The sequence below is a fragment of the Thermodesulfobacteriota bacterium genome (assembly GCA_040753795.1).
In the GTDB taxonomy this organism is placed as follows: Bacteria; Desulfobacterota; Desulfobacteria; order Desulfobacterales; family Desulfosudaceae; genus JBFMDX01.
In genome coordinates this window covers 68,777-91,420 of record JBFMDX010000010.1, presented here as the reverse complement: position 1 = coordinate 91,420, position 22,644 = coordinate 68,777, and the positions used below count along the sequence as shown (strand labels likewise).

At 56.8% G+C, this 22,644-nt stretch carries 20 protein-coding genes; 12 read left to right on the top strand and 8 right to left on the bottom strand.

From position 1 onward, the window contains the following. Positions 1–13 precede the first annotated feature (13 nt). A complete protein-coding gene (locus tag AB1724_12800) occupies positions 14–2,302 on the bottom strand; it encodes a hypothetical protein (GenBank protein MEW6078688.1) in 2,289 nt (762 codons plus the stop codon). A 375-nt stretch (positions 2,303–2,677) separates the two neighbouring features. On the opposite strand from AB1724_12800, the gene AB1724_12795 reads away from it, so the two are divergent. The 4 genes from AB1724_12795 to AB1724_12780 all read left to right on the top strand — a co-directional run bounded on the left by AB1724_12795 (position 2,678) and on the right by AB1724_12780 (position 6,472). Beyond that, positions 2,678–4,081 carry a rhomboid family intramembrane serine protease gene (locus AB1724_12795; GenBank protein MEW6078687.1) on the top strand — a complete coding sequence of 468 codons (1,404 nt, stop codon included), beginning with the start codon at positions 2,678–2,680 and terminating at the stop codon, positions 4,079–4,081. A gap of 78 nt (positions 4,082–4,159) precedes the next feature. Then, on the top strand, positions 4,160–4,810 hold the full coding sequence (locus AB1724_12790) for an XRE family transcriptional regulator (GenBank protein ID MEW6078686.1): 651 nt from the start codon (positions 4,160–4,162) through the stop codon (positions 4,808–4,810). Next, complete coding sequence (gene umuD / locus AB1724_12785) at positions 4,792–5,199, top strand: translesion error-prone DNA polymerase V autoproteolytic subunit (protein ID MEW6078685.1); 408 nt, start codon at positions 4,792–4,794, stop codon at positions 5,197–5,199. Before AB1724_12790 ends, umuD begins: the two co-directional genes overlap by 19 nt. Then, positions 5,147–6,472: a Y-family DNA polymerase gene (locus tag AB1724_12780; GenBank protein MEW6078684.1), complete on the top strand. Its 1,326-nt coding sequence runs from the start codon at positions 5,147–5,149 to the stop codon at positions 6,470–6,472. Before umuD ends, AB1724_12780 begins: the two co-directional genes overlap by 53 nt. Before the next feature lie 118 nt (positions 6,473–6,590). On the opposite strand, the gene AB1724_12775 is transcribed toward AB1724_12780, so the two are convergent. After that, the gene (locus tag AB1724_12775; GenBank protein ID MEW6078683.1) at positions 6,591–7,562 is read right to left on the bottom strand and encodes a transporter; all 972 of its coding nucleotides are present in this window, start codon (positions 7,560–7,562) and stop codon (positions 6,591–6,593) included. 397 nt (positions 7,563–7,959) lie between these two features. Between AB1724_12775 and AB1724_12770 the strand changes: the two genes are divergently transcribed. The 4 genes from AB1724_12770 (at position 7,960) to AB1724_12755 (ending at position 12,413) form a co-directional block, all read left to right on the top strand. Further along, positions 7,960–8,910: a DUF523 and DUF1722 domain-containing protein gene (locus AB1724_12770; GenBank protein ID MEW6078682.1), complete on the top strand. Its 951-nt coding sequence runs from the start codon at positions 7,960–7,962 to the stop codon at positions 8,908–8,910. Positions 8,911–8,995: 85 nt separating this feature from the next. Further along, positions 8,996–9,541, top strand: a complete 546-nt coding sequence (locus AB1724_12765; GenBank protein ID MEW6078681.1) for an SHOCT domain-containing protein — start codon at positions 8,996–8,998, stop codon at positions 9,539–9,541. A gap of 101 nt (positions 9,542–9,642) precedes the next feature. Then, positions 9,643–11,937, top strand: coding sequence for a PAS domain S-box protein (locus AB1724_12760; protein MEW6078680.1), 2,295 nt, complete (start codon positions 9,643–9,645; stop codon positions 11,935–11,937). A 152-nt stretch (positions 11,938–12,089) separates the two neighbouring features. Further along, the gene (locus tag AB1724_12755) at positions 12,090–12,413 is read left to right on the top strand and encodes a hypothetical protein (GenBank protein MEW6078679.1); all 324 of its coding nucleotides are present in this window, start codon (positions 12,090–12,092) and stop codon (positions 12,411–12,413) included. A gap of 212 nt (positions 12,414–12,625) precedes the next feature. Here AB1724_12755 and ahcY read toward each other — a convergent pair whose 3' ends face one another. Together ahcY and AB1724_12745 are read right to left on the bottom strand one after the other, a co-directional pair. After that, positions 12,626–13,894 carry an adenosylhomocysteinase gene (gene ahcY / locus AB1724_12750; GenBank protein ID MEW6078678.1) on the bottom strand — a complete coding sequence of 423 codons (1,269 nt, stop codon included), beginning with the start codon at positions 13,892–13,894 and terminating at the stop codon, positions 12,626–12,628. Between the two features lie 80 nt (positions 13,895–13,974). Then, positions 13,975–14,889: a metalloregulator ArsR/SmtB family transcription factor gene (locus AB1724_12745; GenBank protein MEW6078677.1), complete on the bottom strand. Its 915-nt coding sequence runs from the start codon at positions 14,887–14,889 to the stop codon at positions 13,975–13,977. Positions 14,890–15,199: 310 nt separating this feature from the next. Between AB1724_12745 and hisI the strand changes: the two genes are divergently transcribed. From hisI to era, 4 genes are read left to right on the top strand one after another with little or no spacing between them, the layout of a single operon-like run. Beyond that, on the top strand, positions 15,200–15,577 hold the full coding sequence (gene hisI / locus AB1724_12740) for a phosphoribosyl-AMP cyclohydrolase (GenBank protein ID MEW6078676.1): 378 nt from the start codon (positions 15,200–15,202) through the stop codon (positions 15,575–15,577). Further along, positions 15,574–16,449: an ATP phosphoribosyltransferase gene (gene hisG, locus AB1724_12735; protein MEW6078675.1), complete on the top strand. Its 876-nt coding sequence runs from the start codon at positions 15,574–15,576 to the stop codon at positions 16,447–16,449. The genes hisI and hisG overlap by 4 nt, the downstream gene beginning before the upstream one ends. A 31-nt stretch (positions 16,450–16,480) precedes the next feature. Continuing rightward, on the top strand, positions 16,481–17,083 hold the full coding sequence (gene yihA, locus AB1724_12730) for a ribosome biogenesis GTP-binding protein YihA/YsxC (GenBank protein MEW6078674.1): 603 nt from the start codon (positions 16,481–16,483) through the stop codon (positions 17,081–17,083). Continuing rightward, positions 17,061–17,987 carry a GTPase Era gene (gene era, locus AB1724_12725; GenBank protein ID MEW6078673.1) on the top strand — a complete coding sequence of 309 codons (927 nt, stop codon included), beginning with the start codon at positions 17,061–17,063 and terminating at the stop codon, positions 17,985–17,987. Before yihA ends, era begins: the two co-directional genes overlap by 23 nt. A 33-nt stretch (positions 17,988–18,020) precedes the next feature. On the opposite strand, the gene AB1724_12720 is transcribed toward era, so the two are convergent. From AB1724_12720 to AB1724_12705, 4 genes are all read right to left on the bottom strand, one after another. Then, the gene (locus tag AB1724_12720) at positions 18,021–18,653 is read right to left on the bottom strand and encodes an adenylate/guanylate cyclase domain-containing protein (GenBank protein ID MEW6078672.1); all 633 of its coding nucleotides are present in this window, start codon (positions 18,651–18,653) and stop codon (positions 18,021–18,023) included. Between the two features lie 164 nt (positions 18,654–18,817). Further along, entirely contained in the window at positions 18,818–19,957 is a 1,140-nt protein-coding gene (locus AB1724_12715) for a DUF6691 family protein (GenBank protein MEW6078671.1), read from the bottom strand. Then, positions 19,950–20,471, bottom strand: coding sequence for a YeeE/YedE thiosulfate transporter family protein (locus AB1724_12710; GenBank protein MEW6078670.1), 522 nt, complete (start codon positions 20,469–20,471; stop codon positions 19,950–19,952). Before AB1724_12710 ends, AB1724_12715 begins: the two co-directional genes overlap by 8 nt. Beyond that, the gene (locus AB1724_12705) at positions 20,471–22,492 is read right to left on the bottom strand and encodes a rhodanese-like domain-containing protein (protein ID MEW6078669.1); all 2,022 of its coding nucleotides are present in this window, start codon (positions 22,490–22,492) and stop codon (positions 20,471–20,473) included. The genes AB1724_12710 and AB1724_12705 overlap by 1 nt, the downstream gene beginning before the upstream one ends. Positions 22,493–22,644: the final 152 nt, after the last annotated feature.

Here is a 22,644-nt window from a genome sequence, read left to right as displayed (position 1 = left end):
ATGTACATTGTACTTATAATAAGTCTGATGTCAAGATTGAACCGGCCTCCGCCTTCCCGGAAATGATGATCTCCAGCCAGAATTCGGACGGATATGACAATGCGCCTCTTACCAGCCATTCCGGCGGAACCGTAAATTCTCCATGAAGCAAATCTCTGATGCTTTTCAGCCACAGGCTGCCGAATCCTTCGTTTTCAAAAGCATCGCCTTCCACCAGCGACCGGCTGTAATCGACCAGGCTGGTGAGGTATTGCCGCTCCCGCCGGGGCAGATTGGTCACCCGCAGGCCCAACCGGTCTGTGCCGATGTTACGGGCTTCCATGATAAACCCGTCCGTGTTAGCCCAGTCCTGTTTCGAAACGGCGTTTTTCAGCATCTCCTGGAGGCATGTGAAAATCAGCGTCTCATTCTCATAAACCATCAGCCCGGTTTGCCTGACATGTATGTTCTGTCTCAACAGATTTTTCAGCTGATCGCTGCCTGCCTGTGAATCCGGGATATCCAGCGCTTTGGCCAGCCGGTAACGGTAATTGATATCATGAATACAAAGATCGATGACCCCCTCTTTTACTTCGGTCATGACCTTGTCGAGCGCGATGATATCCTTGTGGAGGCCATATTTTTTGCTTCTGACTTCAGACAAAACGACGTCAAATATATCTGAAAAATATTTCAGCCGGACCCGGGCAAAGCCGATGTTCTCCCTGGCCCGGTCTAACTGATCGGCAGGCGCGCCGGCAGCGACAATTCTTTCCAGTTCTTCGACCCGGCGATTGACCTGTGGAAACCAGTTCCTGATCTCGTGGGACAACTTGCCAATGTAACGGCGCCTCATCTCTTCCTGCGCCAGCCGCTTATGCCCGAACTCTTCCTTCAAAATAGCATAAAGCCGGGCAATCATCCGGGCCATATCGTGAATGATGATATTAAGCCACCTGGCCTCTTCGTTGAAATATATTTCCAGGATAGTCTCCGGCACATCCGGATCATTCACCGGAATAATGAATCGGCTTACGCAATCCAGTGACCATGCCCATATTTTTCCGCTGTAGCCGAACAGATCCGCCAGTTGTAACCGGATATCGGCATCAAGGTCCTGAATCACCGGTTTCCTGTTATTAAAAATTGTCGTCAGGTCATGGTCATTGGCTGATAGGGAACTCGCCATCAACATCTTATATTTATTTTCAAAATCGGAAAGGCCGTCATCGCTGATGAGCTTCAGGCGACACTCCAGCCTATCTTCAGGGCGCTCGGCATATATTTGCCTCTCCCTTATCGTCCATTGCTTGTTTTTTCCTCTACCCCACAAGACGGCGGCTGAAAACGGAACAAACCAGGATAGCAACTCAAAGATCAAATGAAAGGGAACCGTATCCACTTCCAGACAGGCGATCTTTTCCTGAATGTGCGCGTTGGCGTAATTTTTTTTGGTTTCAAAACTCTGTAAACAGCAATATTGGGCCATCCGCAGCACTTTATATAAGTTCGTTTTCATCTCCTCGGATTCCAGCTGGACTTGCGTGCCTGCTGCCGGGGTTCTTTTTTGTGAGGAACCGGTATGGCCTTTGGCGATAATATTTCTTAATGTTTTAATGTCCTCCTTCTGCTTAAAACAACTGAAGGTTAAAAACCCTTTGCCGCTGGTAAGAAAAAACGAGTTGGTTTCCGCAGAATAAAAATAGAGAATCACCGCGCCGGGGATAAATGAATTATTAAAAGAACGATAATAATCTCTGGCGTTATCTGACATGATGTGGCTTTTAAAAGGGTGGAAAGAGTCAAAATCGTTCGTTCGACTCAGATCAACTATTGCCTCCGGAAAATAAGCCAGAAGGCCTATTCTGTTCCCCCCAATAGTGATAGGCGCGCAATAAGTCGTATATTTGTCGGAAGCGCAAAAATGTTTCAGGAGCTCTTTCTGCAGGAGGGAATAAAAACGACCCAGGATGGAAGAAGAGGATGAACCATCGAACTGATCAAAAAAATTATTTATCCGGAAGAAAAGACGGTCGGGTCTGTTGAAGACTTCGCTGATATCGACATTTGGAGTTGGAAGATTCATCGGCGGAGCCGAGGCGGGATAGCGCAGGGAAACCAATATGTCCGAAAGGATCATATTGATTTCTTCAATGGTCAAATTATCGATGGCATTGTTGTCATCACCCAGAAGATATCGGGCAACCGGCTCCCAATTATCGGTGATAACCTGCGGTTCATCCTTGAAAATCGGCGCCAGTCGTTTTTTGAGGGATTTGGTTTCGTTAATAATATAATTAATATGTTCTTCGGGCCAAGCCATTGGCACATCCATTCTCCCCCCCTCCGGCAAAATATTAAAAGGAAATTAGCAAAACACATGCCGGATTTTTTCTTATTTTATAACAGCTTCTTATATAAATCCAGCCCCCGGTATTGTAATTGGCAGATACCAGCCCCGTTAGATCTTTCTCTCATATAACCGGGTTCCATGTATTGTGATAATCAAACATCACAACCGTGCGCATTTCTAACAAAATTGCCTGACATCTTTCTCCAGGCAAATACCCAATCCGGTTTTTTATAAGTTTAACTTATTAGAATTAAAGCAACTTTATATCGTCGCGGCTCATTAACGATAAAGTAGTCGATGTTTGGTATTTTGTTTGCTTTCTATCATTTAAAAATGGGAGGGGAAATGGCTTCAGAAAACGCATACCAGAAAGAGAATCGCGTCGCCCTGATCCTGCCTGTAGCAGTGGCCTTTGTGATTCCCGGCATAGTCGGGCTGTTTCAGCCGGAGTTAATAGACGCGTTTTTCATGTTCATTCTATTTCTTGTTTTGTCCGTGCTGCCGGGGTATGTCATTTTTCGGACTCTGTATGCCTGGGTCATGGGAGACTCTTTTTTCAGAACACTGCTGACCTGCCTGAAGCCCCTTCCTGCCGGTCTGCCCATGGGATCGGACCTGAAGAACAAGGCCACACCCTATATCACCATTACCCTCATAGCGATCAACACGATTCTTTTTATTGTGGTATCGAACGACATTAAGCCTCTGTTGGCTTTTCCACCACACCGGCACCCTTCCTGGTGGCAATACCCGATCGGATTTTTCATGCATGCCTTTATGCACGCCAACTGGTCCCACCTGATCGGCAACATGCTTTTCCTTTGGATCTTCGGTAACACACTGGAAACACGCATCGGCCATTACCGTTTTCTGGTAGTTTATATTGCCTGTATTGCCGGCGCCGCCATCTTTTGCTGTTTGATGGCGGCCATCGCGGGGACGCACAGAAGTGGCATCGGCGCTTCCGGTGCGATTTCCGGGATCATGGGGGTGTTTGCCGTGCGCTGTTATTTTGCACGCGTAACGATCGGGCTGCCGTTTCTTTTCCTCCCGATGATGACAGTTCCTCTGCGCGTCCAGGCGCTGGTTTTGATCAGCCTTTTCTTCGCCATGGACACAGCCGGCAGCCGGGATATATTCAACGGCTCCGCTTCCAATGTCGGCTACTGGGCGCATGTCGGCGGTTACCTGTTCGGTTTTTTTCTTTCTTTTTTCTTGGGCTTTCACCTCCAGGCCGCGAAAGAATCGGTCAGCGTCAAGGCCGACCGATTGCGGCAAAACGAATTTGGAAAAAAAGAAGCGGCTGATTTGTATATGGATATCCTTGAAAAAGAACCGGGCAACATCGAAGCCCTGACATTTTTCCTTGATTATTACAAGCAGAACCCTCAAAAGCATCCTTATATTTACAGCATGCTGATCAAGGAATTGACCAGCAAAGACATGAATCAGGCCGTGGCCCTGTTTGACAACTTCTACCTCCGGTATATCAGTTTCATCACCAGCGCCGCTGCTCTGAAACTTGGCATGTACTATTACAACAAGTGTGAGCTGGAGAAATCACGGAATTGCCTGGAAGTGGCCAGAAACAAACCTGGTCCATGGCAGGCCAAAGCCACGTTGTTTCTGGGAAAAGTATTTCATGATATGGGCAATAAAGACCGAGCCCGGCAGTTTTTTGCGGAGACCCGGATCCGGTTTCCCGGCACAGACTTCGCGCGGGAAGCAGCTAAAGATGAACAAAGTTGAAAAAAAGGTTGACTTTGAGATACCTTTTGTTTATTTATATCAACAAATCGTATATCGAACAAACAACAAGGGACGACCATGTCAACTCTTTCCTTTGCTTCATTTTATAAGAAGGCGACCGCCCTGCCCGGTGTCGGCTCCCAGTCCGACCTGGCCGCCGTCCTGGGCGTTCATCGGTCCTCCATCACCCAGGCCAAGCGCAAAAACACGGTGCCGGACGCCTGGCTGCTGAAAGTCATTGAGCACTTTCAACTCGACCCCTCCTGGTTGAGGACGGAATCCGGCGGCGGCCCGCCTCTTGCGGCCTTCACCCGGGAAGCCGTGACGGCCGTGCCCCGCGTCCGGGCCCGGCTGCACGCCGGCGGCGGCTCCTTTGAAACCAGCCCGGAGGTGGAGTCGTTTTTCGCCTTCCGCCGGTCCTGGCTGCGCCGCAAGGGTGACCCGGACAAGATGGTGCTCATGGACGTGGTCGGCGACAGCATGTCGCCGACCATCGAGGAGGGTGACACCGTGCTGGTGGACCAGTCCCGCACGGACATCTACGCCGGCGGCATCTACGCCCTGGGCATCGACGACACCGTCATGGTCAAACGCCTGGAAAAGCATCCCGGCCGGCTGGTGCTGATCAGCGCCAACAGCCGCTACGCGCCGGTCTACCTTCAGGGCGAAGAGATCAACCGCGTCCGCGTCATCGGAAGAGTGATCTGGATATGCCGGGAACTGGGATAACCCACACCGGCTTTCCGTCGCCGGCCCAGGACTTTGCCGAAGGCCGGCTGGACCTGAACCGGCTGATCATCACCCATCCCGCGGCCACCTTTTTCATGCGGGCGGCCGGTGAGGCCATGCGGGAAGCCGGCATTCACGCCGGCGACATCCTGGTGGTGGACCGGGCCCTGACGGCCGTCCACCGGGACGTGATCGTGGCCGTGATGGACGGGGAGTTGATGGTCCGACGGCTCTGGCGCCGCGGCGGCGAAATCCGCCTGATGCCGGAAAACAGGGCCTTCGGCCCCGAGGTCATCCGCCGGGAAACGGACCTGGTCGTCTGGGGAGTCGTCACCTATGTACTTCACTGCCTGCGGCACGCCGGAGAACGGCGGCCACCCGGACCATAGCGGCCGTTCCCTGATCGCGCTGGTGGACTGCAACAACTTCTATGTTTCCTGCGAGCGGGTCTTTCAGCCCTGCCTGGAAGGCCGGCCGGTGGTGGTGCTGTCCAACAACGACGGCTGTGTCATCGCCCGTTCCAACGAAGCCAAGGCCCTGGGCATCGCCATGGGCGCCCCCGCCTTCAAGATGAAGCTCCTGTTCCGCCGCCACGGGGTGCGGGTCTTCTCCTCCAACTACGCCCTGTACGCCGACATGTCCGACCGGGTCATGACCGTGCTGGAACTGCTGGAGCCGGAACTGGAAATCTACTCCCAGGACGAAGCCTTTCTGTCCCTGACCGGGACGACGCCGGCGGCCCTGGAGGAGCAGGCCCGGATGATCCGGGCGACGGTCCGGCAATGGACCGGCATCCCGGTGTCCATCGGTCTGGCGCCCACCAAGACCCTGGCCAAGGTGGCCAATAAAATCGCCAAGACCCGTCCGGAATGCAACGGTGTCTTCCGCGTGGACCGGACCATCGACCTGGCCGGCCTGCTGGCCGCCGTTCCCGTGGGCGATATCTGGGGCGTGGGCCGCCAGTACACGAAGCTTCTCCACCGGTACGGCATACAAACCGCCGCCGATCTGGTCCGCATGCCGGAGCCGTGGATCAGAAAACAGATGACCATCCAGGGACTGCGGATCGCCCGGGAACTGGGCGGCCTCCCCTGCTCGGAATTGCAGACGGAAGCGCCTCCAGCGAAGAGTCTGGTCCGCTCCCGCTCCTTCGGCCGGCCGGTGACGAACCTGGCCGAGCTGGAGGAAGCCGTGTCCGTCCATGTTCACCGGGCCGGGGAAAAGCTGCGGCAGGCCGGGCAGATCGCCCACTGCCTGCACGTCTTTATCCTGACCGACCGGTTCCGCCCCCTGCCCCAGTACGCGGCCAGCGACTTTGTTCCGCTTCGCCCGCCTTCGGACCGCACCCCCGTCCTGCTGTCCGCGGCCCTGGCCGTGCTGCGGCGGATCTACCGGCCCGGTTACGGCTACAAGAAAGCCGGGGTCATGCTCTCCGGCCTGGCATCGGCGTTAAACCGCCAGACCTTTATCGAGGAGTATCTCGCTCCCGGCAGCGACGCCGGGCAACGGCTGATGACGGCCCTGGACCGGGTCAATGAGCGTTTCGGCCGGGACACCCTCTATTTCGCCGCCAGCGGCCTGGAACATTCCTGGGAGATGCGCCGCCGCCACACCTCGCCGGCCTTCACGTCGCGCTGGCATGAGCTGCCGGTGGTATCCTGACAGTCTGACAAAAAAGGCGGGGAGGCGGGGGGACAAAATAAAAAAGGGGCAAGCCTTCAGGCATCCTGAAGACCCGCCCCTTTTAATCCTTCCCCTCATAAAAGGCACACCTGAAATCTTATTGAAAATGATGGACCCAGCGCAGGTTCAGCCGGTCGCCTTCGGGACGATTTTCCGCGTCGGACTCAAAGTAAAGGTTGCAGAAAAGATGATCATGCTGGGAAAAATGGTAGACCATTCCGGGCCCGATCCCCAGGACCTGCTCCTTGGTACCGGAAATATCATGACCGTCCATCTCGGTATTGCTGATCTGCTTGAGGTAATACCCGTTGATGCCGAGCCGCAACCGATTCTTCAGCACTTCGTAATCCATGGCGAAGTTGGCGTGAACCGCCTCGCCCGCCTGAACATCATCGGCGTCCAGGGCCTGGTAGGCTCTGCCGGGGTCTTTGTTTTCGAAGTTATAGAGGTAATGAATACGCGTACTGGCCGTCAGCCCCGGGGCGATAAACAGGGTGCCCGCCCAGTAAGGGTTGAATGAAAAGAAATTGCTGCCGGGATTGATTTCCTTGTGATCGCTGTACTTTCCCGTCGGGAATATCATCTGGAACTCGACACGGTGCATGAAAACCGGTCCGTTTTTACCCATGACCGGATCCCACTGCAGGTAGGGACCGATCAGAATATCTCCCACGCCCGTGTCATTCTCTTGAGGGAAAGGGGGAACGGAAGCGCCATAAGTTATATCGGCATTCACGACGGGAATGATGACATCAAGGCCCCACTTGCCGCCCATCAACACCGGTTGATCCGATTGATAAAGAAACTGGGTCAGGGTGATCCAGGCATCCAGTTCCTCGTCGGCGAATGAAGGCAGCGCGCAATGGCCGTCCTTATCGGTAAATTTATCCGCAGTCCAGTACTGAACATATTGCGAAAAATAGAACCCGGGACCGGCCGGCGGGCCGCCGTCGAGAAAACTCGTGAACCCCAGGTTGACCGCCGGCAGATCATAGGCCTGAACCCCGGCGCCGGGAACAACCAACAGCATGAAGCAAGATAAAAGCAATACGATCCGATGCGTCTTCATAAACCCTTCTCCTCTTTTAATCGATTGACCTGCTGGCAAAAGCCCCCCATATTAACGTCGTCAAAAACAATTAATGCCGGAAATAAATATATTTTGATTGCCCATCGGAATTTGTCAAGGACAAAATGGGTGACAGTGCCGCTGCGCGACACGTTGAGTCAATGATGCCAGAACCACCAGTGAATAATAGCCGGGATTCAATTCTCCTCGTGATTTAACGCCTTCGCCAGGTTCTACTGCGATTATTCACTTGGCCCCTTGAACCCTCCCGAAACACATACAGTCAACCGAGAAGATTGTGCTGTGGTGATCCAATTAGTCGGGAAATGAGCCATAAAATAAGATAGGCGGTTCCCGAAATTCGTCATATAATACGGGGAAAATAAGGAGGGCAGTCATGAACGATAAGATTAAGCTGGGCGTCTCCTCCTGTCTGATGGGGAACCCGGTCCGCTACGACGGCCAGCACCAGCTGGACCGGTTTCTGACCGATCAACTGGGGCAATACGTGGAGTGGGTTCCGGTCTGCCCGGAAGTGGAATGCGGCCTGCCGGTTCCCCGCGAAACCATGCGGCTGGTCGGAACTCCGGAAACCTCCCGTCTGATCACCACCCGTTCCGGCGTTGATCACACCGAAAAAATGCTGACCTGGATTGACGGAAAACTGCCGGGACTGGAGAAGGCGGATCTGTGCGGTTTTGTGTTTAAAAGCAAATCCCCCAGTTCCGGCATGCAGGGCGTCAAAATCTACACGGAGCAGGGGATGCCGTCCGCCAGTGGATCCGGTCTGTTTGCCGGGGCCTTCATGAAACGGTTTCCGCTGCTGCCGGTGGAGGATGAGGGCCGCCTGAACGATGCCGGGCTGCGGGAAAATTTCATTGAACGCATTTTCGTCATGCATCGCTGGAAACAATATATAAAAAATGACGGCAGCCATTCCGGACTGGTGGATTTTCATACCCGGCATAAACTGCTGATCATGGCCCACAGCCCCGCCGATCTCAGGCCCCTGGGCAGTCTGGTGGCACAGGGCAGGCGGACGAGACAGGAACGGCTCCAGGCCGAATACCTTGGCCTGCTCATGTCCGCCCTGGCCCGTAAGGCCACGGTCCGGAAAAACACCAACGTGCTGGATCACATCATGGGCTATTTCAAGAAACAGCTGACCGCCGATGAAAAGCAGGAGATGAAAGACCTGATCGGAGAGTATCACACCGGCCTGGTGCCCCTGATCGTGCCCGTGGCCATGCTGCGGCATTACGTCCGCAAGTTCGATGAGCCATATTTAAAAGGACAGTTTTACCTTCATCCCCATCCCGCCGAATTGAAACTGAGAAACCACGCCTGACCAATTAGACCTTGCATGTTGCCGGTATATTGATAATAATATCAAAATTGACTGGTGTTGAATCCTTTAACCGCTGTGTGAAACAATGTTTTTTACCAAGAAAAAAAAGGCGGATCCGGCCCAGCCGCCGCTCCATCCGGAAGTTCAGCCGACGCCCGGGCTGGTGAAAAGTATTTTTCTTGCTTACGGTATTGTCGTGCTGCACCTGTCCCTGATCGCCATGGTCGGGCTGCTGGTGCTGGTGTTAAGCGGAGTGGTGAATTATTTTATCTGGCTCCTGCTGGGCGGACTGGGACTGGTTTACGGCGGCATCTGGTTTTTCCTGAAAAAAATGAAGGATGAACGGCAGGCCATCCGGCAAATCCTCCGGCTCCCCGAATTTCAGGGCAAAACCCTGGAAATCTCCCTGTTCGGGGGCGCCGCCTCCTTCAAAGTCGGTCATCGGCGGGAAGAAGCCGTGGACATCAAAGCCGTCGGAACTTCAGCCAGACCGTTACTGGACACGCCGATCCGGTCGCGGATTGATGATCTCGGCGAATTGAGCCGTTTGTACGGCGAAGGAATGATTACCCGGGAAGAGTTTGAACAGCTGAAAATCGAACTTCTGCCTCCGCTCCATAAACGGGCGTAAACGGTTAATCTTTTCAGCCTGTTGATGGCTTCCCTGCGAGCAGGTAAGTGGGTTGTCTTCCCCTCCCCCGATCCCGGCAACCCTGTTCCGAAAGGATTCCCATGAACGGAAACCGGCGGTTCGCTGACACGATCATCGAATATGTCTATACCATCCGTATTAAAGAGGGTGTGGCCATGGCCGCGCAGCACGGTCCGGGCTGCGCGGCGCTTACCGGTTATCGCGCGGATGAATTTGAAAATGACCCGCTGCTGTGGCTGAGCCGGGTGCCGGCCGAAGACCGCGACCGGGTGGTCGACATGATGAGCCAGGCCGCCGCCGGCCGGCAGACACCTTCTATTGAACACCGCTTTGTGCGCAAGGAAGGCCGGACGCGGTGGGTCAGAAACACGCCTATCCTTTACGGGAAAGAGGCCGGCCCCGGGTGTCACGGCCTGATCCAGGACATCACCGAGCACCGGCAGGCCGAATCCCTTCTCCGCGAAAGCCGGGATATGCTCAACCGGGTGCTGGACACGTTGCCCCAGGCCATCTTCTGGAAGGACCGGGACGGCCTCTATCTGGGCTGCAACCTGGCCTTTGCCCGGGCGGCGGGACTGGATAAGCCGGAGCAAATCGTCGGCAAGACCGACTTCGATCTGCCCTGGCCCCGGGAAGAAGCCGAGGCTTACCGCCGGGACGATCAGGCCGTGCTGAACAACAGACAGCCCCGTTTTCACATCATCGAACCCCTGCAGCAGGCGGATGGAAAGCGGTTGTGGATCGACACCTCCAAGGTGCCCCTGCTGGATGACCGGGGCCGCCCGGTGGCGGTGCTGGGTATATCCGGCGACATCACCGACCGCAAACGAATGGAAGAAGAGCTGGCCCGGGAAAAGACGTTTGTGGAAGCCATCTTCAACAGCGTGCCCGGCATGCTCTACCTCTATGACGCCAAAGAACGGCTGGTCCGCTGGAACAAAAAACATGAAACCATGTCGGGATACAGCGCCGAGGAACTGACCGACAAGCACGTGCTGGAATGGTTCGCTGGTGATGAAAAAAGCCTGAAGAATATCATCGACGGCATCCAGACGACCATGCGGGAAGGCACCGGGGAGGCGGAAGCCGATCTGCAAAAAAAAGACGGCACGACGATCCCCATGTACTTCACCGGCACCCGGCTGACCATCGACAACCAGCCCTATCTGACCGGCATCGGCATCGACATCACCGAACGGAAGCGGGCCGAGGAAGAGCGGGAAAAACTCCAGGCCCAGTTGCTCCAGGCCCAGAAGATCGAATCGGTGGGCCGGCTGGCCGGGGGCGTGGCCCACGATTTCAACAACATGCTCAACGTCATCCTCGGCCACGCGGCCATGGCCCTCCGGTCTTTGCCCGATGACGACCCGCTTTACGAAAGCCTGGAGCAGATCCAGAAAGCCGCCGCCCGTTCCGCCGGGCTCACGCGGCAGCTGCTGGCGTTTGCCCGCAAGCAGACCGTTGAACCCCGGGTACTGGATCTGAATCGGACCGTGGCCGGCATGAGGGAGATGCTCGGCCGGCTGATCGGTGAAGACATCGAGCTGGCCTGGCGCCCGGGGCCGGACCCCATCCTGGTGGAAATGGACCCTTCCCAGATCGACCAGATTCTGGCCAACCTGTGCGTCAACGCCAGGGACGCCATCAAGGGAACGGGGATCATCACCATCGAGACCGGTTCCATTGACATAGACGAGTCTTACTGCGCCGAACACGCCGATTGCACTCCCGGTGCGTATGTTCTGCTGGCCGTCAGCGATAACGGCAGCGGCATGGACCCGGCAACCGTCGCCCGTCTGTTTGAACCGTTCTTTACCACCAAGGAGATGGGCAAGGGCAGCGGTCTGGGGCTGGCCACGATTTACGGCATCGTCCGTCAGAACCGGGGCTTTATCGATGTCTTCAGCCGGTTGGACATGGGTACGAGCTTCCGGGTCTACCTGCCCCGGCACACGGATGAAACGATCTCCGCCGCCAGGGAAGAGACGACAACATCATCCGAACGGGGAAATGAAACCATCCTGCTGGTGGAAGATGAATCCATGCTGCTGAACATGACCACCACCATGCTTGAATTCCATGGTTACAAAGTCCTGGCCGCCGGCACGCCGGCAGAGGCCCTGCGCCTGTCCCGGGAGCATAACGGCATCATCCACCTGCTCATAACCGATGTGATCATGCCCGAAATGAACGGGCGGGATCTGGCCTTGCTTCTGCTGTCCCGCCACACCGGCCTGAAAGTCCTGTTCATGTCCGGGTATACGGCCGATGTCATCGCCCATCACGGCGTACTGGATGAAGGCGTGCATTTTCTTCAAAAACCCTTTTCCATCAACAAACTGGCGGAAAAGGTGCGGGAAGTTCTGGAATCCTGAAACTCCGGGCAACCATAAATCAACAACTTTTCTTGACAGGAAGCCTTTGTCCATAATATAAAAATCCCCCATTAAACGAAATTTGATCGGACTGACCGACAATTTATGAGTAACTATTTGGATCAATAAACTTTTAGAAACGGGAGGACAGCATGGCAGATTATTACATCAACATTTTCATGAATGATGACAGACAGCAGAAACTCACCGACGCCGGCCTGGCGGGCCAGATAACGGACGTTGACGGCAAGAAAGCCATTCGGGTGCCAGTCAGCGAAAAAGAGCATAAGAAGCTGACCAAGGGCTTTCCGGATCTGACGTTTGACGCTTCCAGCGCCTGCGTCCTTCCCGAAACCCCGGAGAATACCCTGTTTGATATCATCTGCAACATGAAAACCATCGACGTCATGAAAATGGCCATCATGAAGCTGTACAACCCTCTGGCCGGCAAGGCCATCCGCTCGGCCCAGCGGTAATAAAGTCGCCCGGCGGTCCGCACGCCTTGAAGTAAATAAAAAGGGAACAGGTTTCAACCTGTTCCCTTTTTTTATTCTACTATAGAACCATCCTGATTTCAAATCAAAGATGATCGCAAGGCGGCCAGGAGAAGGCGACGAAGGCGTATTGTAATACGCCGAGGAGCCGACGACGCAGCCAACGCAGCGAGCGCTTTGATTTGGAATCGGGATTAGGTGCCTTCTTCCCAGGTATCCATGTACGCCTTCTGCTCCGCCGTCATCTCGTCGATCTCGATGCCCATGGCCTTGAGCTGCAAACCGGCGATGGCGTCGTCGATTTCACGGGGCAGTTGGATCACGCCCGCTTTCATTTTGCCCTTGTTCTTGACGCCGTATTCACAGGCCAGGGCCTGGCCGCAGAAGGAGGTGGACATGACCTCGCTGGGGTGGCCTTCGGCCGCGGCCAGGTTGACCAGGCGACCTTCTCCCAGGACAAAAATTTTCTTTCCTTTCAGGACATACTCGTCCATGAAGGGACGCACCCGGCGCATGGAATCGGCCGCCTTGCCCAGACGGGCCAGGTCCAGTTCCACGTCAAAGTGGCCGGAGTTGGCCAGAATGACGCCGTTCTTCATTTTTTTCATGTGCTCCAGGCGGATGACGTGCTTGTTGCCGGTGACGGTGCAGAAAACATCGCCGATCTTGACCGCGTCGTCGAGCTTCATGACCCGGTAGCCGTCATAATGGGCCTGCAGCGCCCGGAAGTTGTCCACCTCGGTCACAATCACGTTGGCCCCGAAGCCCTTGGCCCTGGCCGCCACGCCCTTGCCGCAGCTGCCGTAGCCGCACACCACGAAGTTCTTGCCGGCGTAGAGCAGGTTGGTGGCCCGCAGGATGCCGTCGATGGAGGACTGGCCCGTGCCGTAGAAGTTGTCCACCAGGTGCTTGGTCTGGTTATCGTTGACGGCGATCATGGGGTACTTGAGGGCCTTGTCCTTGGCCATGGCCTGGAGCCGGATGATGCCGGTGGTGGTCTCTTCGCAGCCGCAGATGATGTTTCTGATCAGTTTCGGATGGTTCTTGTGGATTTCGGAAACCAGATCGCAGCCGTCGTCAATGGTGATGTGAGGTTTGGCTTCGATAACGTAATTGATATAGCGATAATAGTCTTCGGTAGTCTCGCCTTTGTATGCCCAGACCTTGACCCCTTCTCTGGCCAGGGCCGCGGCCACGTCATCCTGGGTGGACAGGGGGTTGCACCCGGTGATGTACACGTCGGCGCCGCCGGCAATCAGCACCCGTACCAGGATGCCGGTTTCCTTGGTCACGTGGAGGGCCATGCCGATGCGGATGTCCTTCAAGGGTTTTTCCTTCTTGAATTGTTTTTTCACTTCCATCAGGGCGGCCATGTTCAACTCGGCCAGTTCCAGGTTGTTTTTACCCTGGGCCGCCAGGGACAGATCCTTTACCTCATAATAATCACCTTTCGCCATGCTCATCTTATTTTCCTTTCATAAAAATTATAATAAATTATATTAAGGCATTACATATAAATATGTAAAGCTCTCTAATAGGGTTTTCAGGCCCTTTTAACCGCCAGAAACACATTCACCGTCAGGCCGTAATTCACGGAAAACCGTTCCAGCCCATCCGGCGAGAAGCCGGCGCCGGCAAGCCAGCCTTCCATCTCCCGTCGGGAAAAACCATACCAGGCGCCGCCGATCTTTTCCCGCACCGCCTCTTTGGCGTGCTTGTCAAAGTCGGCGACGATAAACAAGCCGCCTTCCTTTAAAATACGATTGGCTTCGGCCAGCACCTTGACCGGCTCGGAGACGTGGTGCAGCACCATATTCATGACCGCGGCGTCGGCTTCCCGGTCTCGCATGGGCAGGTACTCCAGTTCTCCCAGCCGCAGATTGATACCGGGAACGGTGCCGGTACGAAGGCGGGCCTGCTCCAGCATGCCCGGCGAACTGTCCACGCCGATGATGGTTTCCGCCCGTTGTTTCAACGCCAGCATCAAAGAGCCGGTGCCGCAGCCAAGGTCAGCGACAACCGCTGGTTTCCCGATCTTTTCGGCAATAATCCGGTTCAAGTCCAGGTCGCCCAGCACCTCGGATTTTCGGTCCTCCCAGGTTGCGGCCACAGACTCGAAAAAACGCTTTGTCCTGGTCTGCCTCTCCCGGATCAGTGCCGCGGCCCGATCCAGGTCATTCCGGCAAACGGGTTCATTTTCCAGAGATTGCCTGACCAGCGCCGTCAGCAAGGCGTTCTCATCGTTGACTGCCCCGGAATAATAGACAAACCCCCCGTCCCGCCGGGATTGCAGGAGCCCGGACGCCACCAAAATCTTCAGGTGGCGGGATACGCGGGACTGGATCATCTCCATGACCGTGACCACTTCGTTGACATTCAGTTCGTGGTGCTGGAGCAGATGCAACAGTCGCAGCCGAGTCTCATCGGAAATTGATTTTAACTTATTGACTATATTCATTTATGACTTTATCAATATATGTTGATATATTTATTTTATTATCCTTTCTCCAGGGGATATGTCAAGAAGAAACACAACCATAGACAATTTTTTTGGGAAATTAGTGGCAGCATGGGCAGGTCATCGAAGGCATCACAATCAAGAATCCCTTTCTGGGCTCCACGCCATGAAAACGGGAAAGAAAAAGATGAATGAGGGTTGACAACACCGTCTTATAAAGGTACTAAACACACCATGACAGCGGCGAACGCGCCGCTGTCGGCCAGACAAACCCTTAAGATTCAGATAAATAAGACCAGAAAAACAAAAAATGATCCAACTTGATTTCAAAAAATCCGGCGGGTTGATTCCCGCCATTGTTCAGGACTATCAGACAGGAGAAGTTCTGATGCTGGCCTATATCAACCAGGCCGCCTGGGAACTTTCCCTGACTTCGGGAAAAGCCGCCTATTACAGCCGGTCCCGGGACGCGCTCTGGGTAAAAGGCGAGACATCCGGCCATGTCCAGCGGATCCGGGAGATCCGCGTGGACTGCGATCTTGACACCGTGCTCTTCCGGGTGGAGCAGACCGGCGCCGCCTGCCACAAGGGATACCGAAGCTGTTTTTTCACACAGGTTAAAAACAACGGCGAAGCCGTCATTACCCAGGAACTTGTCTTCGACCCGTCGGAGGTTTACAAAAAATGAGCAAGATACTGAAGCTGGGAATCCCCAAGGGAAGCCTGCAGAACGCCACCATCGAACTGTTCAAGAAGTCGGGCTGGAAGATCAACGTCAACGACCGAAGCTATTTTCCGGAAATCAACGACGAGCATATCAGCTGCTCCCTGTGCCGGGCCCAGGAGATGTCCCGCAATGTCGAGCACGGCACCCTGGACGGCGGCCTGACCGGCCTGGACTGGACCGCGGAAAACGGCTCGAATGTTCAGGTGGTGGCCGACCTGGTCTATTCCAAGGTCAGCGCCCGGCCCGCCCGCTGGGTGCTGGCGGTGGCCAATGACTCCCCGATCAAATCCCTGGAAGACCTGGAAGGCAAAACCATTTCCACCGAACTGGTCAATTTCACCAAGCGGTTTTTCGCCAACCTGAACATCCGCGTCAACGTGGAGTTCTCCTGGGGCGCCACCGAGGCCAAGGTCGTGACCGGCCTGGCCGACGCCATCGTGGAAATCACCGAAACGGAAAGCACCATCCGGGCACACAACCTGCGGGTCATTCATGAACTGATGCAGACCCACACCCAGCTCATCGCCAACCACGACGCCTGGAAGGACCCGTTTAAAAAAGCCAAGTTGAAACAGATCGCCCTGCTGTTAAACGGCGCCCTCAAGGGCGACCGCATGGTGGGCCTTAAGATGAACGCCCCCGGCGACAAGCTGGACAAGGTCATCGAGCTGTTGCCCAGCCTGAACGCGCCCACAGTGGCCTCCCTGTACCGTTCGGACTGGTATGCTGTTGAAACCGTCGTCGCCTCGGACGCGGTCCGCGACCTCATCCCGAGACTTATGGCCCACGGCGCCGAAGGAATCATCGAATACCCGCTCAACAAGGTGATATGAACGCGCCCGTGTGTGGCCGGACGGATCGACCATGATCATCAAGTCCGCAACTTTTGTCACCAGCGCGGTCAAACCGGCCCAGTATCCCGGCCAGGACCTGCCGGAGATCGCTTTTGCCGGGCGGTCCAACGTCGGCAAGTCCTCGTTGATCAACCGGCTGGTCAACCGCCGCAACCTGGTCAAGACCAGCTCGACCCCGGGGAAAACCCGGCTGATCAATTTTTTCAATATCGACGACCGGATGCTTTTCGTGGATCTCCCGGGCTACGGATACGCCAAAGTCTCCCATGCGGAACAGAAAACCTGGGGACCGATGGTCGAGACCTATCTTACCGGGCGGACCGTGTTGAAGGGAGCGGCCCTGCTCCTGGATTTGCGGCGCCAGCCGCGGGAAGACGAGTTCATGCTCCTGGATCTGTTTTCCCGGCACGCCATTCCCTATATCATTGTCCTGACCAAGGCCGACAAGCTCAAGAAAGCCGCTCAGAAGGAGCAGCGCCGGGCCATCGCGTCCGATTTCGGACTGGATGAAAACGACCTGATTCTCTTTTCCGCCAAATCCGGCCTGGGGAAAGAAGACATCCTGACCGCCATCGAGGAACTGACCGAAAATGACCAAGAAAAAATCCCCTGACAACGAACCGGCCGGTGTTTTCCGCTCCGGCTTTATCGCCATCTGCGGTCCTCCCAACGCCGGCAAATCGACCCTGATCAACCGGCTGACCGGAGAAAAAATCTCTATCACCTCGGACAAGCCCCAGACCACCCGCAACCGCATCCTCGGCATCGTCAACCGGGACAAGGCCCAATTGGTCTTCATGGACACGCCCGGCATTTTCAAAGCCTCCGGCAGGCTTAACACCCGCATCGTGGACAGCGCCATCGCGGCCCTGGCGGAGGTGGACGTCATCCTGATGATGGTCGACGTGTCCAGCCGTTCCCGCCGCGACGACGAAGCCCTGGTCGTCCGGCACCTGGGGAAAACGAGCAAGCCGGTAGTGCTGGCGTTAAACAAAATCGACCTGGTCAAAAAACCGGCCATCCTGAACCATATCGACCAGTGGCGGGCCGTCCATTCCTTTGCCCATATTTTCCCTGTTTCCGCCAAAGACGGCGAGCAGACGGATGATCTGCTGCGGGAACTTGAAAAACTGCTTCCGCCGGGTGCCCCCCTGTTCCCGGAAGACATGGTGACCGACATGCCGGAGCGTTTCATCGCCGCGGAAATGATCCGGGAAAAAGTCATCCGCCTGACCGGCCAGGAAATCCCCTATGCCACGGCCGTCAGCATCGACACCTTTCAGGAAAAAAAGAACGGTTCCGTCATCTATATCCAGGCCACCATTCACGTGGAAAAGGATTCCCAGAAAGGCATCATCATCGGCAAGCAGGGGCGGATGTTAAAAACAATCGGCGAGAGGAGCCGCCTGGACATCCAGCGCATGACCGGCGCCAAAGTCTACCTGGAGTTGTTTGTCCGGGTGCAGGACAAATGGCGTTCCGACGACGCCAAGCTTACCGAGTTCGGCCTGCCCTGAATTGCCCGGGCCCCTGATCTCCGCGACAAACCATTAAGGCAGGGATTTCCCCTGCCCGACCGCAACCGACCAGGCGGCGATATGAAGACCGGATATGGTGATGTTTTTTTCCGTGGCCCGGAAGCCGGCCCCGGGAGGAACCATGGCCATGGCCTCCCGGGTGATTAAGATTTCCCCGGAAGAGGCCACGTCTTCCCCGAGTTTGGAAGCGCGGTTGACGGCGTCCCCGAAGCAGTCTTCCCCTTTTATCACGAGTATTTTCCCGTAATCGATGCCACATGAGATGTGGATATCCAACTCGTCGGAGGTGATCAGGTTGGATGCCGCGAAGGCGTGCTGTATGGCCAGTGCCGCGTTGAGGGCCGGCAGCGGTTCAGGGAAAACGGCGAAGCAGTTGTCCGCTTCGTATTTGATCATGCTGCCGCCATATGATTTGACGATGGGCGCCGTGGTCAACTGCATGCGCTTGACCATGGAAAGATAGTGGACGATCCCGAATTTGCGCGTGATGCGCGAGAACCCGGACATGTCCAGCACAAAGACGGCCCGCTCCATGCCGTACTTTTCCCAGAGTTCCGATTCGATCCGGCGGCGCTTTTCCGGATCTTCGGTATGTGAATAGTTGAGCAGCAGTTTCTGGAACTCTTTCGCGGGTGAGATCGGCATAAAGCTTCCGTGTGTTGGCGGTAAGGTGCGCGATATCCGGCGCTTTACAGCCGTATTTGATAACAACTTTTTACATGAATAATTTATATCAACTTCGGTCCGACGAATCCGTTTATATATAGAAGGCTTTGGGACTGTCGCTATCAGTGCCGCGGGGGTGCCGGCTATCCTTTTCCCCGGTTTGAGAAGTAATGCCGCCAGGCATTGACTCTTGCCGCTTCACCCCCGGTCAAGGGCTCCGCACGGAGAGAGACGGGTTTCAGGACGCGCTCGATAAAACCCTGAAGGCCGTCGGTGAGAATGTAAACATTCGCGTGACCCAGGCGGACCAGGGCGTCACGGGCCTGGGCCGGGTGGGTCATGCCGTTCGAATAGAGCACGACGATACCCCGGTCCGCCTTTGCGGCCAGGGCGGCCGGCAGATCGGACAGGGCGATGTTCACGGCGCCACGGATGTGAAAGGCCGCGTACTCTTCGGACGGCCGGATGTCGACCAGCAGCAGCCCTGGTTCACCCCGCATGAGGCGGTCGGCCAGGTCTTCGGGCTCCATGTGGTCTCCGGCCGCTTCGATCTCCGCCAGCATGGACAGGGTTTGCACCGGATCGCCGGCGGCCGTCGTTCCCGCCGCCACTCTTCCCTGCACGGCCAACAGGCCCGAGGCAAGGGCCACCAGCACAAAGCTAAAGGACCACAGGAACGGGGACCGCCAGTAATTCCTTCCGGAGGACACGCGTTTTTCCAGATATTCGGCCCCCCAGAAGCACAGCAGGGCCACCGCCACCAGCAGGCAGGCGAATCCCCCGGGGGAAAGGCCCAGCGCCTGCCAGGCAAACTGCACCCCCCTGTCCCCCCAGGTGTAGAGGCCCTTCAGCAGGCCGAACAGTTCGTTAAAGAAGATGCTGCCGATGCCGGCGCCGCCCAGGAAGACCAAGGCGTCCAGCCGGCCGGAAGCAAGCCCCACCGCGGCGGTCCCCGGGCACCAGGCGCCCATGACGAACCCGACGCCGAAGATCAGGCCGCCCACGATCTGCGCCCCGTAGATGCTGGGCATCAAGAACAACTGGTCATCGTGGATCAGGCCCAGTTCCCGGGAATATTGAAGCCCGAACATCGCCACGATCACCGCCGTGAACATGACCTTCAGCACGGTCATGTCGCGGAAATAGAAGATGCCGGCCAGCCGGCGGGAACTGCCGAAACCGGCCTGCTCCAGGGAAAATCCGAAGGCGAGTCCGATCACGAAGGCAACGAACATGGCCCCCGGCGTGGACAACGCGTCCAGACCGAAAAAAGTGCTAATCATGCCACTGCCTCCTCACAAACCTTGCCGCGCCGTAGCCACCGATAAAAACGCAGACCAGAAACACCAGGCTGCCCGAGAGCATCATGGCGCTTCCCGACAGGGCCTGGCCCGAGGTGCAGCCCTGGGCCAGGCGGCTGGCGAACCCCGCCAGGATGCCCCCGGCCAGGGCCAGGCCCAGCCGCAGTTTCACCGATGCCTGCCGGCCGCGCTCCACCTTCAATGCCACCCTTCGCGCCAGAATCGCTGACACCAACCCTCCCGCAAAAACCCCGCAGAACATGAAGACGAGATAGTAGTTGAGCGGCTTGTCGCCCCAGGCCCCGAAGTACTGGCTGCCGGCGACATGATCGGAGGCCAGGGCACTCTCGAGATAAGCGGCGATCCGGGCAATGCCGGCGGAAGCCCCCAGGCCCGTTCCCAGCACCAGATAGGAAACCAGCAGGGTCAGGCCGAGGCATACCCCTGCCAGGTAGGGATTCATGTACGGTTTCGTTTTGTTGGCATCATTCATCATCAACACCCCGCTGACTTCTTTTTGGGCGCCTTCGGCGGCTCCGCCGCCGGCGCCGGGTTTGTCACTGGAGGAGCCGGCACGAAACCAGCCGGCGGGGCCGGCGCCACCGCCGGTCCACCTGATTCTCTCCAGCCGCCGTCCTTCCAGTACGCCTCCAGTCCCCCGTGGAGGGCCTTGACGGTCCGCTTGGTTTTCTGGGACAGGATGCCGGCGACCTGCATGGCCAAGGTGCCGTCCCGGTCAACCAGGATGAGGGGGCCAACCCCGGTCAGATAGGCCGGGTTGTCGATCACCTCGGCGATATCCGCGTTCCGGGAGCCGGGGATGTGGTAGTCCCTGAACTGGTCGGCCGGACGGATGTCCACCAGATCGAAGGTGCCGGGCAGGTCCTTGACCAGCCGGCGCAGTTCATCGGCGGACATGCGGTCCGCCAGCCTGATTTCCCGCTGCGGCGGGGAAGGCCCGGCGGCCGGCGTAGCCGTCTCGGCGCCGAAGACCGGAAGCCCGGCGCTGATCCAGGCCTCAGATCCGCCGTCCATGGAGGTGACCTTTTCAAACCCCCTGGCCTCCAGGAGGCCGATGGCCATGCTCGAACGGTAGGCCGAGTTGCAGACCGTCACCACGGGCTGGGAGGGATCGAGCTTCGCGGACAGTTCGCTCAGGTGGGTGAGCGGAAGGTTCACCACCTCCCCGATCCTCAGCCCCATCCACTCGTTGGGCAGCCGCACGTCCACGACGATCGGCCCGGTCCCCGCCTTCATCTGCGCATAGAGATCGGACGGCTTGATGAACTGTACGCTCTTGGTCGGCTGTTTGGCGGCCTTCCACGCTTCCAGGGTGAGGACCCCGGCTTCGTAACCAATGCGGTGGAGCCGGTGGATGGCCTCCCTGAGTTCGTCCTTGCCCCCCACCAGGATCAGCTTATCCGGAGAGTTCATGGACCAGGGGACCATGGTCCCGGCCCAGGTCTCGAACCGTCCGCGCACGCCGATGTTGACGGAAGCAGGGATATGCTCGGCGGCGTAGACCGGAGCGTCGCGGATATCGACCAGGTAGAAGCGGACAGGATCCATCAGCGACTGATCGGCCTTGACCTCCGGGGGAAGCGGGGCGGACCAGTTGACAAGGGGCGGTCCCTGGCGGTTCATGGCCGCATTTTGCTTGAAATACTGGGGCGCCGCGGGCAGGTCCTTGAGCACGGCGGTAATGAACTCCGATCGGCCCTTGAGCGTGAAGTATGGGTTGGAAACCCGCTCGGCCCCGATGGTGCTTTTGGGGCTGTCGCTCAGATGGGCCCCGCAGAGGCTGCCGGCGCCGTGGGCGGGAAGGACCATGACGGCGTCATCCAGGCGGGAGAGTTTGTTCGTCCAGGTATCGAAACCCATGGATGCCAGGGTGGCGGCCGTCATTTTTCCTTCCAGGAGGTCCGGCCGGCCGACGCTGCCCACAAACAGGGTGTCTCCCGTAAACAGGGCCTTGCCCACCTTGTCCTCATCGCCGCTGAAAACAAGGCCGCAGGTTCCATCCGGCGTGTGCCCGGGTGTTTCCAGCACCTTTACAACGGCCGTACCGATCTTGAAGCTGGAGCCCTCTTTCATGGCATTGATGGTGTAGGCGGCGCCGCTCTGGGCGCTCTGGTAGACGGGACAGTTCACCGCCTTGACGATCTCCAGGTGTCCCGCCACAAAGTCAGCATGGGAGTGGGTCAGGTACACCCCCTTGATCGTCAGGCCTTGCTTGGCGGCATAGTCCAGGTAAAAGGCCACGTCCCGGTCCGGGTCCACGACCAGGGCTTCCTTGCCGGAGACCAGGATATAGGAATAGTGCGAGAGCACCGGCAGGTTGACCTGAACCACCTCAAATCCCTGGAACTTGTAAGTATCCACGACCTGGTGCCTGGCCGCGTCGTCACCGTGGGTGGCGGACTCCGTGTCCTTGATCCTGGCCTGGCCGGCGGCGAACGCCAGGGAACACGCCAGGACCAGTGTCACGGCGAGCGTCATCATTACGGTCCTTTTCATGATCTCTTCTCCTTGGGTTTACGGGTCATTATCCTGCCAGGACTTCTTCTGCCCCCGGCCGGTCAGCATGGGGACGGAGTCCCGCAACAGGCTGAAATGCTGAGGGAACGTTTCTAAAGACAACTACAAAAAAAAATTTACTGCAAATCTGA